Source organism: Enterococcus sp. E4-223, assembly GCF_035727065.1.
Taxonomy (GTDB): domain Bacteria; phylum Bacillota; class Bacilli; order Lactobacillales; family Enterococcaceae; genus Enterococcus_B; species Enterococcus_B faecium.
The window spans coordinates 43,842-57,265 of sequence record NZ_JAPMLH010000004.1 but is presented as its reverse complement, the minus strand read 5'-3'; the positions used below and the strand labels follow the sequence as shown (position 1 = coordinate 57,265).

At 36.9% G+C, this 13,424-nt stretch carries 8 protein-coding genes; 2 read left to right on the top strand and 6 right to left on the bottom strand.

The genetic code is table 11. The features are described from left to right. Positions 1–114: 114 nt before the first annotated feature. On the top strand, positions 115–792 hold the full coding sequence (locus OS139_RS06785) for a ClpXP adapter SpxH family protein (RefSeq protein WP_002289850.1): 678 nt from the start codon (positions 115–117) through the stop codon (positions 790–792). A gap of 78 nt (positions 793–870) precedes the next feature. Here OS139_RS06785 and pepF read toward each other — a convergent pair whose 3' ends face one another. The 4 genes from pepF to spxA form a co-directional block, all read right to left on the bottom strand. Next, complete coding sequence (gene pepF / locus OS139_RS06780; protein ID WP_002332204.1) at positions 871–2,679, bottom strand: oligoendopeptidase F; 1,809 nt, start codon at positions 2,677–2,679, stop codon at positions 871–873. 175 nt (positions 2,680–2,854) lie between these two features. Continuing rightward, positions 2,855–3,853, bottom strand: a complete 999-nt coding sequence (locus OS139_RS06775; RefSeq protein WP_325066844.1) for a competence protein CoiA — start codon at positions 3,851–3,853, stop codon at positions 2,855–2,857. A 226-nt stretch (positions 3,854–4,079) separates the two neighbouring features. Then, the gene (locus OS139_RS06770; protein ID WP_002299370.1) at positions 4,080–4,733 is read right to left on the bottom strand and encodes an adaptor protein MecA; all 654 of its coding nucleotides are present in this window, start codon (positions 4,731–4,733) and stop codon (positions 4,080–4,082) included. A gap of 331 nt (positions 4,734–5,064) precedes the next feature. Beyond that, positions 5,065–5,463 (bottom strand): transcriptional regulator SpxA, encoded by a 399-nt coding sequence (spxA, locus tag OS139_RS06765; protein WP_002296384.1) that lies wholly within the window; start codon positions 5,461–5,463, stop codon positions 5,065–5,067. Between the two features lie 764 nt (positions 5,464–6,227). Here spxA and OS139_RS06760 point away from each other — a divergent pair. Continuing rightward, positions 6,228–6,935, top strand: coding sequence for an HAD family hydrolase (locus tag OS139_RS06760; protein WP_002307083.1), 708 nt, complete (start codon positions 6,228–6,230; stop codon positions 6,933–6,935). A gap of 145 nt (positions 6,936–7,080) precedes the next feature. Here the strand turns inward: OS139_RS06760 and OS139_RS06755 are convergent, their stop codons facing one another. Next, on the bottom strand, positions 7,081–10,275 hold the full coding sequence (locus OS139_RS06755) for a DEAD/DEAH box helicase (protein ID WP_002332206.1): 3,195 nt from the start codon (positions 10,273–10,275) through the stop codon (positions 7,081–7,083). Between the two features lie 18 nt (positions 10,276–10,293). Further along, entirely contained in the window at positions 10,294–13,422 is a 3,129-nt protein-coding gene (locus OS139_RS06750) for an SbcC/MukB-like Walker B domain-containing protein (RefSeq protein ID WP_002332207.1), read from the bottom strand. Positions 13,423–13,424: the final 2 nt, after the last annotated feature.

Below are 13,424 nucleotides of genomic sequence, written 5' to 3'. Positions count from 1 at the left end.
CCTTTCATTTTCACAAGGCACTTGAGTTCATTTTTTTACTTTTTTCTGTTAAGTTATAGGATGTGAAAGAATCTAGTCACTAGTTGTATAGAATCTATTTTGGGGGAGATTCATATGATCGAAATCTATTTATTTGTTAATCCTTTAGGGGAATATTGTTTCGAAATGGAACAACAGTTATTACAATTTATCGAAGAAGAGTACGGGACACCATCAAAAGAAAAGATGCAATTTCGCTTTCTTCCTTTGGTCAATTTGCAGACAATTGGGGATGTCATGCAACAAAAAGGAATTTCTCAGAACAATCTTGAGGAACGTAATCACTTATTCTCAATGACTTATTCTGCAGCATTAGACTGCAAAGCGGCGCAGTTTCAAGGAAAGAAAAAAGGCCGCCGTTTTTTGATCAAATTGCAAGAAGCAGTCGGCTGTAATGACATACCATATTCTCAAGAACTTGCTGAATCCATATTTGAAGAAATCGGCGGCGATTTGAATATGTTTAAAGAAGATCGGCAGTCTGACTTCGTTAAAGAAGTATTCTTTTCTGATCAAAAAATTGCTCGGGAAATGGGCATCACAAAACACCCTTCTGCAGTCGTTTACAATTATGCCTGCGACCGTGATTTTGGTGTTTTAGTAGAAGTAAAAGGTACAAGTAGCCTTTGGAGAATCACAGAGCTGTGTAAAACAACAGATAACTCATATCAAGTTTTTAATGGTGAACATTTACATACAAATGATTCTCAGTTCCATTCAAGAACTAGCCATTTACACTTGCTTTCTAATTAAAAAAATACGTCGACTCCCTTACAAGAGAGCCGACGTATTTTTTTCGTTTCTATTCGAGAAAATCAAAAATAGAAAGCCTTATAAACGATCGATCAATTCTTCTAATTCATTTAGACGTTGTTCAAACATCGACATTGCATCTTCGATATATGCAGCCTGTGTCATATCAACTCCTGCTTTTTTCATTACTTCCACAGGATAATCGCTGTTACCTGCTTTTAGGTAAGCCAAGTAGTTCTCTAGTGCCTCTGGTTCCTGGTTTAGTATTTTCTTCGCCAGTGCTGAAGCAGCAGAAAAGCCAGTCGAGTATTGGAAAACATAGTAATTATAATAAAAATGCGGTATCCGTGACCATTCGAATTTAATTTCTGGGTCTTCTTCGACTGCTGGACCATAATATTTTGCATTCAATTTACCATAACTATCACTTAGGTATTCACTAGTCAATGGCACACCTTTTTCATCTTCCGTATGCATGAAATGCTCGAATTCAGCGAATTGTGTCTGGCGGAAAACTGTTCCTTTAAACCCATCCAAGTAATGGTTGAGTACATAAGCCCGTACACGAGGGTCTTTTTCTGTTTCCAATAAATACTCCGTTAGGATATTTTCATTCGTTGTCGAAGCTATTTCTGCTAAAAAGATGGAGTAGTCGCCGTACACATAAGGCTGGTTCGAACGAGTGAAATAACTATGAACACTATGTCCCATTTCGTGGACAAGCGTAAATAGCTGATCCAGCGTATCATGCCAATTCAATAAAATATATGGATTTGTGTCATAGCTTCCCGAAGAATAAGCACCGCTTCGTTTCCCTTTATTTTCGACAACATCGATCCAACGTTCAGAGAATGCTTTTTCTACGATGGCCATGTATTCTTCACCCATTGGTTTCAGTGCTTCTAAAGCTTTTTCTTTTGCTTCTTCGTACGTAAAGGTAATTGGAGCTTCCCCTAAGACCGGTGTATAAAGATCATACATGTGCAGTTTTTCCACTTCTAATAAACGTTTCCGTAATTCCATGTATCGATGTAACAAAGGCAAATGCTTGTTTACCACGTCTATCAAAGTATCGTATACACTTTCAGGAATATGATTATTGCTCAAAGACGCTTCTCTGGCAGAGCTGTAATTACGGACTTTCGCTTTAAAATTATGTCCTTTTATATGTGTGCCTAAAGTAGAAGCAAATGTATTTCTAAATTGTTCGTAAACACTGTACAATCCCTTAAATGCTGCTTCGCGTACCCTTCGATCCGTGCTTTCTAGCAACTGACCATACACGCCATGAGATAATTGGACTATTTCACCATTTTCTCCTTCAATCGTTGGAAAAACTAGATCTGCATTATTCAAAACAGCAAATGTATCACTTGAAGCATCAAAGATTTCACCTGCTCCAGCAAGAAGAGATTCCTGCTCAGCAGATAAGACATGGGCTCGATTATCTACTATTTGCTGGATATAATGGCGATAGACTTCCAATTTTGGTTCTTCTTTGAAATATTGCCAAATCTGGTCATCTGACAATTGCAATATTTCTGGTTCAAACCAGGAAACGGCTTCACTAACTTTCGAAAACAGACTGCTTGCTCTTGCATAAAGCGCTTGGTAATCTGTATTTCCAGTGTCTTGATCGTTTTTAAGGTGCGCATATACATAAATGACTTCAGTTTGGCGATAAACCCTCAATACGAATTCAATCGCATTTAAAAATTGAGAAGCGCCTTGATCAAGTGTTCCTTTGTGTTTTTCAGATTGTTTTAACTCTTCTGATAATTCCAAATATTTCTCATCAAACTCTTGGTCGCTTGAAAAGATCTTGGTCAAGTCCCAAGTTAAATTTTCAGGCAATTCTTCTCGTTTTGGCAACTGCTTTACTTCCATGAAATCCACTCCTTTTCTTCCCTTAGCTCTATCTATCAAAATAGATCATAGTCTAACATCCACATGTCACAGCATCTAACTTTTCTACTCATTCATGTGTCTGCTTCCATCAATTTTAGCATAACTAAATCTTGTTTTACATAGAAAACCGATTCCTAGCCTATTTTTATACTTACTATTTTTTCAAAGAAGACAAGTGTATGCATTCGTTAAAAAACTGCTGATAGACCATCTCTTCATCAATCATAGGAAAAAGCCATTCCCTTTTATGTTCTTTTATTTGGCAAAGCCATGAGTTGAAATCAGGAACTTTCTGGTTTTCCAAGGCTTCTTCGTACAACATTCGATAAAGAAAAACCTGTTCTTGTAAATAAAAGAAAAACCGACTTTTTTGATAGATCCACGATGATAGATGCAAAAGATGTTTATGACGCAAGTAGCATTGTTCTTGTATGGATACTGTATTCTTTTGCTTGTGAATAAGTTGGCGTGTCAGCCATTTCTTCCCATCTTCACTCACTTTTTCTATTTTTTTCATTTGGTTCATTTTAATTTCGTTACTAGTGAATATTTCTTTAAGGTCCCTACTAGAAAAAGTCCAGCAGCTACTGCAAAAGGAAATATGCCCTGATACAGTCTCTGTAATATGATGATACAAATAAAGCTTTTGTTTCTTGAGATCAGCTTTCCAGCAATGCACTCCTCTTTTTCTATTATAGTAGCAGCAACTTTTTTCTATCAATGAGAATTGCGATTGTCCAAGAAAAGAATTCCCAAGTATCCACCATACTTGGTAACTGTTATTCAAATAATTTTGGGTTCTTTCAATAAATCTCTGGTGAGACAGTCTAGAACATTGGATTTCTATTGCTAGATTCGCCAACAAAATATCCGGCCTTTGCCGCAACCTCGGCAAATAGGCTTCCAAAAATACTGGTTCTACTGACTGTCCCAGCCAATTCATGAAGCATTCCTTTAACTGTAAGTGCTCTTTTGATTCTCTTTCACTAAAGACCGAACAGTTATCTGATTTTTGATGGGTAAAATGAGCACATTTTTTCTTTCCCTTTTTCAAAATCACTCTTTTTCGACAGCCACGACAATAATATTTCTTTCCTTTTTCTGCATGTTTAGCAAAACAGCACTTATTATATTCATTCATTGCAAGCAGCATTTTTCTCCCTCTGAACTTATTTACGTCTAAGAATTTATTTACACGAAAAAAGAGGGCGTGAAAAAGCTATTCTGCATCAAGTAATAAGAACAGCTAAACAAAAATAGTTCCCAATATTTTTCGTTTGGTTGGGCTTGTTACCGCAGATGCAAGCTTTTGAACACTATTTATACGAAAAAAAGACTGCGACACAATTTTTGTCACAGTCTCTTACTATAATGCTGATTTATACAAAATAAAATTTCGTTCGCTCGATAGCATTACGCGCCATCAGACATTTTCCATATTCATTCAATGTTTCTGGTGTACGATCGCTCTTTTCAGCAAACTCCAAAATTCGAGCAATCTGATTCTCTACATCCGCTTGGTTGAGATTTTCCATCCAGAAGTGAACGACTAGGTAATAGCGCTCTTCGAATAAATACAAATCAGTCCAAGCAGACTCTAGTTCGACATCTGTTGCAAGTTGGATCACTTGTTCAAAATCTTCAAAAGCAAAAGTTGCTTGTCTTTCCTGTTCTTCTAGGGCGCTTCCAGATAATTCTTCCTCCGGATCGCTGCCAATAATCTGCTGACGAAGAAAGTCACTCACATCTTCTGAATCAACAGTAGAATCTTCTGATTGAGAAATTTCTTCATCCGGAAGATTTTTACTGATAAACAGTTCTAATCCGTCTCCTTTTGGCAAAACTTGGAAAGTGACAGCTTCGCTTCCTCGGAACTCCTCTTCGATATCAACTTCTTCCAAAATACTATAAAAGAAATTTTCGATTTCTTTGTGATTGCCAAGTAAATCCAAAAATGAAACGCCCCGTTCCTCTAAATCTTCATGACCAATTAGTACACGGATCGTATTTTCATTAATATGTTCCATTTCCATTTTGCTACACCTCACTTTGCCACAATGTTTAATATAGATTCATTGTAGCGAAATCAGCTTAAATGTAAAGAAAAAAAATCTCGCTGTTAAGTGAATTTAATAAAACCAGCGGATTTTTCAACCTTTCAAGCTATCTTATTTAACTATAACATTTTTGGCAGACGAATACTATATAGCCGACTTTTCAGCTAATTTTCCCTCTCTATTTTTCGTGCAATCATCATCTTCTACTACCTTTTTATACATCTAATCAAGAATACTTTTTGTAAAAACAAAAAAACTTGGAAAAACTATCTTTGTAATAGTCTTTTCCAAGTTTCGTATTATCCTTCTATAATCCAGCCATCAATTGTGCTTGACGTAATTCTAATTGTCGTACATCGCGCGGTAGGAACCGACGAATTTCATCTTCATTAAAACCAACTTGCAGACGTTTATCATCAATCATGATTGGACGGCGAAGCAATCCAGGATTGTTTTGCACAAGTTCCAATAATTCTTGTAACGGCAGATCATCTAAATCCATGTTCAGTTTTTGGAATACTTTGGAACGTGTCGAGATGATTTCTTCTGTTCCGTCTTCTGTCATTTGTAAAATCGCTTTTAATTCAGAACTGTTCAATGGTTCTGAAAAAATATTACGTTCAACAAATGGAATCTGATGTTCTTGCAACCACGCACGAGCCTTTCTGCAGGAAGTACAACTTGGGGAAGTATATAATGTTAACAACGTGCACCACTCCTTTTCGTGATAAGAATCACTTTTTTGTAACAGAAGATCATAATAATCTCCCATCTGTTTCTATTATACATAATCAACTTTTAAATAGCTACCTTTTTTTCATAATTTTTTTAAAAAAATGAAAGTTATCTAAGGTTAATATACAGTAAAACCAGCATTCTCGCTTTTTTTATCATTTAAAAATTAGAGTTTTCAAATCTAATTCAAATTTTTTAAACATATGAAACAGCGTATAAAACTGTACTATTATTTCATCTCAAAAGCTAAATGAAACCGATTTCTTAAGATTTTTTATGTTTTTTATTTCTTTAATAATAATGTTTTCTGTCATTTTAAATAATACTGTTCTTTATCATAACGCTTATTTTCTCTGTTATATAAGCGTAGTATTTTAAAGCAATGATTACTAAATAAAATTTACTATAAACAAATAAATCAAATAACGTTATTTTATGTTTGAATAGTTATATTGAGACTGTATTAAAAAAATAAATCTTTCGAAAATTCCACAGAGATTGCATTAAAATAAATCAATCGACTTTTACCATAATGATTAATTTGTTCATCAAACTTATTGACGTGTTTCACGATTTTTAGTGAAAAAAACTGAAATATAAAAACCTTATTCTGTCAAGGAAATAGAAATATAGTAAGAAAAACCTTTATTTATCGGCTTTTTTAGACAATTTTTTCTGTTACAATAGTCAAGGATTTGTGAAAAAATCAATGAAAACCGAAAGGCGTGTAAAATTTTGATTAAATCAGTTGTGTTTGATGTTGATGATACGATGTATGATCAGCAGCAGCCATTTCGAAACGCGGTCAAAAGAGTCGTTCCGCTTGTTTCAGATGCAGATATGCATCCACTATATATCCGGTTCCGCCATCATAGTGATGAAAACTTCCCAAAAGTAATGGCAGGAGATTGGACACTAGAATATATGCGAGCACATCGGATCAGCCAATCACTAAAAGATTTAGACTACCCTCATATTACGGAAGAAGATGGCCTCTTATTTCAAAAAATTTACGAGGAAGAACTTGATAATATCTGCTTGCATGAGGAGGTCAAAAAAACCCTCGATTTCTTGAAGGAAAAGAATGTCCCATTAGGAATTATCACAAATGGGCCGACTGACCATCAGACAAAAAAACTGAAGCAACTTCAATTGAACAATTGGATTCCTTCCCGCAATATGCTCATTTCTCAAGCAACAGGTTTCCAAAAACCAGAAAAAGAGATTTTTCAGCTGGCTGAGAAAGAATTTCATATGCTTCCAGAAGAGACCTTATACGTTGGCGATAATTACGACAATGATGTTCTAGGTGCAAAAAGTGCTAACTGGCAAGCGCTTTGGTTCAACCATCGAGAACGCAATATTGAACAGACTCCAATTTGCGATATCGAGATTTCTTCTTTTGATCAGCTGTTAGAGACAATGAAGACAATCTTTGTATAACCTTTAAAAATAGAAATAAAAAAATGATAGCAAGGAAGCTGGGATAAAATGGAATCCCAGCCTCCTTGCTATTTTTTAAATCAAATAAACAATCGCTTCTTTAGAAAGACTTTCTTACCCATTACTGAACGCTTTTTCGAGTCTCTTACTCCTCGATTTCTCCTACACTTAAAATCATGCGGATGTCTTCTTCAGTCAGTTTCGTCAACTGTTCTTCATTACCTTGGATCACTTTTTGGAACAGTTCGCGTTTTTCTTGCTGGAGTGAATCCATGCGTTCCTCAATCGTTCCTTCAGAGATCATACGCCACACTTCTACCACATTTTTTTGTCCGATCCGATGTGCACGTCCAGCAGCTTGTTCTTCAATGGCAGGATTCCACCAAAGATCATACAAGATGACCGTATCTGCTCCCGTGAGATTCAATCCAGTTCCCCCAGCCTTTAAGGAAATCAGAAAAACATCTTTTTCGCCAGCATTAAATGCGTCTACCATACTTAACCGATCTTGTGGTTTCGTACTGCCTCTTAAATAAAATGTCGAGATCCCTAGCTCGGCTAACTCTTCTTGCAAGATAGTCAGCATCCCTGTAAATTGAGAAAACAGCAAAACTCTTCGTTTGTTCTCTTTGGCAGCTACCAGTAGATCTTTTACTTGTTCGAGCTTGCCGGAACCGCCTTGGTAATCTTCAATAAACAGACGAGGATCGCAGCAAATTTGTCGCAGTCTTGTCAGACCAGCAAGTATCCCGATCCGGTTTTTCTTGAATGCTTCAGAATCCATTGATGTGATTTCTTCACGCATTTGACGCAAGTAAGCTAAATAAACAGTTTTTTGTTCTTCTGTAAGTGCAGAATATAGATTCATCTCTGTTTTTTCCGGCAAGTCTTTCAACACAGTTTGTTTATCTCGCCGTAAAATAAACGGTCGAATCATTTGCGCAATTTCTTCTGCGGCAAGTTCCCTGAATTTTGTTTTAGTCGGGAAAAATCCTGGCATAATCGTTGCAAACAATGACCACAATTCTTCTAAATTATTCTCGATTGGTGTCCCACTCAGTGCAAACCGCTGAGGTACAGCTAATTCTCTCAATGCTTGTGCAGTTTTCGTACTGCTATTTTTGACCATTTGTGCCTCATCAAGAATCAAATAATCAATTTTTTGCGACTGATAATTAGCTAGATCCTGTCTTAAGCTGGCATAAGAAGTCACTCGGATATCTGTGTCTTTAGCCAGTAATTCTTCACGTTCTTTTTTATTCCCATTGATTACTTGGATACTTAAAGAAGGGGCGAATTTTCTCACCTCTGCCTGCCAGTTGTAAATTAAGCTCGCAGGCGCTACGATCAAAGCAGAGAAGCTTTTCCGTTCTTCTTTTTCCGAAAGTAAAAAGGCAATTGTCTGTAGTGTTTTCCCAAGTCCCATTTCATCGGCTAAAATACCGCCAAACTGATAATGACCTAACATCTTCAACCATCGAAAACCTTGCTTTTGATAATCTCTCATCGTTGCATTCAATCCTTTGGGAAGCTGCGCCTGGTATCTTTCTGGATGAATGAGATCTTGTACCATCGTTTGGAACGATTCACTAAAAGTAGCATTGCTTTTTTCCAATTGATTTTGAATGATCAATCCTTGATTTTTAGGTACATGGATCGTTCCTTCTTCTGTACGTATCGATTCCCGTAATTGTTGCAACACTTGGCTTGTTTGTTGAAATTCTTCTGAATCAAAAGAAAGAACCTGACCATTTTCTAATGTATAAAAAGCATCATTTCTCAGCAAGCTTTGCAGGACATGATCGATTTCTTGCTCCTCTATCCCTGTCACATCGAATCGAATATCGAGCCATGAACCGGTCTCGGTTACTTCGATTTTCGGTTGATGTTTATGCGCATCTAAATACAACTCTCGCAATTTTCTTCCAAGTCTGACTTCACCAAACTGACGGAAGACAGATAGTTCTGTGCGGAAAAATGCATATAGTTCTTCCCCGCTTGGCAATGGACGTTCATAACCAGTTTCATTTTTCTGGTAGCGATACATTCTGAATAGATCAAGTACTCGTTTCTCTTCTACTGTGTCACGTAACACCTGAAAAGCCTGTTCTGTCGAGACCTCATGCTTCGGGTCAGTCGAATAGATGACTTCGCCATAGACGAAATCGACTCGAGCTTGGATTTTTCCTTTTGCTTTTCGGAAAAAGAAAATAAATTCGACGGGGATATCTGCTACTTCCTCTTCTACTGCAGGGGCAATAGCTACGTCGCCGATCTCTGACAGCAGAGGGATAATCTCTTTAAACAAAGACGGTAATTCTTTTTTCTTGAACACTACTTCTGGTTTCTCCAATCGGCGAATCAAATGTTTCCAAGTTTGATAAACCGTTTGTTGATATTTCGTCAGAGAATAAAATGTCCCTTGGATAACTCCCCACTGATAATGCATAAAGAAAAAATCAAAATCATTCAATGCTTGCAGCAAATAATCTTCTCCAAATTTTTCCACTTTGAATGATAAAGGTTTGTTTTGATCGGAAAATTGTATTCCTTGATCGTTTTGTTCATTTATCTGCAGATGCAAACGTGTAGTCTGATTCATCTGCTCTAACAGGAAGCGGGCTTGTTCTACTGGGAGAAGCAGATATCTTTTATCTAGTTTTCCTTTGACTTGTAAGCCGTTCGCACCTAATAATTGATGCGTCTGAGCACTTCCTGCAAGATGCGTGAGTATTTTTTGATCTTCTTTTTGAAACGCCCGTTTATCTAGACGAAACTGGTACTGTTTATTAACAGTGTAAGTTTCTTTTTCTGCGTAAGCTTGTAAAAAATCATAGATGTTTTTTACGATATATGTTTTTTTCGGTGATGCCAATGAACCGATACGCAAGTAAAGTGCCAAAATAGAAAGCTCTGGGTGATACTGATTAGTCTCAATCGTTTCTACTTGGTATTCAATAATCAAAGGTTGCACCGCTTGAGGATTGTTTTGTGTTTTTAGACGAGAAAAACCTTTTGCAATGATTTCTCCCTCACTTGTTGCTTTTACCGGTTCTAGCATTGGCTGGTCTTTTTTCATGATACGAGATAGATTTTTCGACCGTAAATAAAGTTCCACAGCAACTGTATGCTTACAATATTTATGTTCCTCCCAATAGGGACATTGGCAGTAATCTATCTCTTTTGCTGTACCATCCAAATCAACCATATACAATTCACTGCCCAAGACTTCTGCATGCCACACGTTTTCTTCTTGGTCAGGGACAACCGATAACACTCGGCCTTCTTGCAAGTATTGACGTCCACGTGCAATGACTTTTTCTGGAATACTCCATTTCATAGTTACCAATCTCCCTTTTTATCCAAGTTGATAGCGTATTTTGCTTTGTCCGCTACCTTCTGTATCAATTCTTATTTGTTGTAATACTCGTTCTTTCAATTCTCTTACATGACTAATGATGCCGATCATTCTTCCTTCACTTTCGATCGTTTCTAAAGCTTCCATTGCCATTTCCAAAGCTTCTTCATCTAATGACCCAAATCCTTCATCAATAAACAATGCATCGATTGCTACACCACCAGCTTGTGTCTGGATCACATCGGCAAGAGCTAATGCTAAAGAAAGTGCTGCAATAAAACTCTCACCGCCAGACAGGGTATGCGCACTTCGAGACATACCTGCCTGATCATCATAGATATTGATTTCTAATCCGGTTTTCCCTCGATAACTGCCAATGGTATCCGCTAGCTCAAATTGATAACGATTTTTCGTTAAACGTTGGAGATGATCATTTGCTACTTGTAACACTTCTTGAAGATAAACCTGAAGCACATACCGTTCCAAACTAGTCTTCTTAGGATTTTCTCCGTTGAATGTTTGCGAAAGCTGCTGTAATTGCGTAAGCTCATCTAATTTCGTCTGGCTTGTGTGATAAATCGAAAGACATTCATCGTAGATTTTTTGATTACTAATTTTTTGTTCTTGTAAACCGTATATCTTTTCTTGCTTTATTTCGATCATACGTCTTATTTCTTCTAACTGTTGGCTGATCTCTTCTGTATCTGGGAATGTCTCAGTTAGCTGGATATTTTCTAATTGACGCAGCCGGTCAGCTGTCACTAATTGCTCTTCATGATAAGAAGTAACTGTACGTTGGTTTTCTTTATATTGTGCTTGCTGTTGTGCAAATGCACAGATTTCTTCAATTGTTGAAAAATACGACTGGCTTTCTAACTTTTTAGCTATTCTTTCTTGTTCCTTTTCTATTTTTTCATCTATTTTTTCTATTTGTTCATGTTGAAGATCAAGCTGTGTCCGAAGCGTATGAAGATCTTGCAACAATTGCACTCCTGCTTTCTGCTCAACAGCTAGTTGATTCGAGTCTTCTTCTAACTGTTTTTCAAGTCGTCGTATCTCCTCTTCTAAACAGTTACTATCCGTATCTTGCAATTGTTGTTCTAAACTTTTGATTTCTCCTTGCAGTTGCTGGAGCTGATTATTTTTTTCTGTCTGCTGCTGTTTGTAGACAGCTAATTGTTGTTCGAGCTTTTCTGCTTGTTGTCTTATTTCTTCCAGCTCTATTCTTGCATTGGCCATCTTGCTTTTTCGTCTATCTAAAGATTGTTCGATTACTACAAGAGCTGTTTTTGTTTTTTGTTCTGTTATCTCAGGAAATGCCTTTTTCAAAGCCTGTTGCAAGTGTTCTTCTTGTTCAGCCAATTGTATATTCGTTGCCATGATTTTTTGTTCTAAATCTGATAATTGTTGTTGAAGATTATTTTCATGTGCTTCACTTTTGGCAATGATTTGCTGAGTTCTTTCTACAGCAGACTCAGCTTCTGCCAGTTGTTGTTCTACTTTTAAGATATCTTCCTTATTTGGCTGTTCGTGTTTTGATTGTTGTATGGGGTGTTCCGTTGATCCACAAACAAGACATGGCTCCCCTGGACGCAAAAAAAGCTGAAGACGAGCAATTTGCTGCTTTGCCCATTGGCTTTTCAGCTGTTCTGCTTGTTCTGTCTGTTCTTTCAATAGCTGACTATTTTTTGTTATTTCTTCAGTTGCTTTTTTGAGTTCTTCTCTTATCTGTGCGAGCGACCCAGTGTCTTTTGCTTTTTGTTTTTCTATTTCTTGCTGCTTTTCATCTAGATATTTTAACTGTCCAAAAGCAAGACGATCTTCTTGCAGTTTTTCCTGATCCAGTAAATTTTCTTGAAGAATTCGAGTTCTTTCCTGATAGATAGCGAGATTTTGATACAGCTTCTCGGCATTCAATTCTTCTTTATCCAATGAAATTGTTAATTGTTCTGCGTCTTGTTTTTTACTACGTAAGGATTCGACAATTGGCACCATCATCTGTTTGTTTTGCAGTTTTTGAGCAGCTTCTTTGATTTTTGTTTGTCGGCGTACGCGGTTTGCTTCATTTTTTTGCCACTCTTCATAATTCTGCGTAGTCATCGCTAGTTTCTTTGTTTGCTCACTACTTTTTTGTGACAGTTCTATTTTTTCAGCTTTTATTTCTTGTAGGCGCTGGATTGGTTCGACTAATCGTTGCGTAAATTCATAATACCCAATCCATCGTTTCTTTTCCTCTATTTCGTCTTTTTGAGCAGCTAATTCCTTTTGCTTGTTTATTAATATCGTTTTTTCTTCATAACTTTTTTTCAAGCTTTCAAAACGATAGTAGGAATTTTCTAGTTGCTTTTGTTTTTCCTGAAGTTCCGTTAGAGCTTCTTTTTCTTCCGTGATTTGTTTTTCGAGTATTGCCTGATGGTTTGTCCATTGGGCTAAAACGGCTTCAAACCCTGCTGCTGGTTCTTCTTCTTTGACTAAAACAAACCTTTTTTGCAGAAGATGCAGCTCTTGCTCTAAATGATCCAATTTTTGTTGCTGTTGTTTTGCTTTTTCTTTTAATCGCTCATTGAACTGTTGGAAAAATTGAGTACCGAATAAATGACGTAAAACAGTCTCTTTATCACTGCTTGATGAAACCAAAAAATTACGGAATTCTCCTTGGGGTAGTAAAACGATTTGAGAAAACTGTTTCGCATCAAGATTCATCAGTTCTCTGATCAACTGATCTGCTTCTGTACGTTTTGTGATTTGTTTGATTTCTTTTCCTTTCCCATCAAAAATGGTCAACGTTACTTTGGCTGCCTGTTTTTTTGTTCCGTTTCCTTTTCGTTTTGCTAAAACTTGTTCTGGTTTTCGTTCGATTTCATAGCTCATCTGCTGATGTTCAAAAGAAAAACTCACGCTTGTTTCTTCGTCTGGTGTAGCAAACAAAGAACGCATCTCTTTTCCAGAGCGAAGTCTTCCGGAAGTTTCACCAAAAAGTGCGAAGGTGATCCCATCAAAAATCGTCGTTTTGCCAGCTCCTGTCTTCCCGCTGATCAAAAAAAGCGGTGCTTCTGTCAAACGTGAAAAATCTACGGTCTCATTGATAAAAGGACCAAAATTTTTAAGTTGTAATTTTTTCGGTTTCATTC

Coding starts and splice junctions, on each gene's coding strand:
- OS139_RS06785 (WP_002289850.1), top strand. CDS start 115: ATGATCGAAATCTATTTATTTGTTAATCCTTTAGGGGAATATTGTTTC.
- pepF (WP_002332204.1), bottom strand. CDS start 2,679: ATGGAAGTAAAGCAGTTGCCAAAACGAGAAGAATTGCCTGAAAATTTA.
- OS139_RS06775 (WP_325066844.1), bottom strand. CDS start 3,853: ATGCTGCTTGCAATGAATGAATATAATAAGTGCTGTTTTGCTAAACAT.
- OS139_RS06770 (WP_002299370.1), bottom strand. CDS start 4,733: ATGGAAATGGAACATATTAATGAAAATACGATCCGTGTACTAATTGGT.
- OS139_RS06755 (WP_002332206.1), bottom strand. CDS start 10,275: ATGAAATGGAGTATTCCAGAAAAAGTCATTGCACGTGGACGTCAATAC.
- OS139_RS06750 (WP_002332207.1), bottom strand. CDS start 13,422: ATGAAACCGAAAAAATTACAACTTAAAAATTTTGGTCCTTTTATCAAT.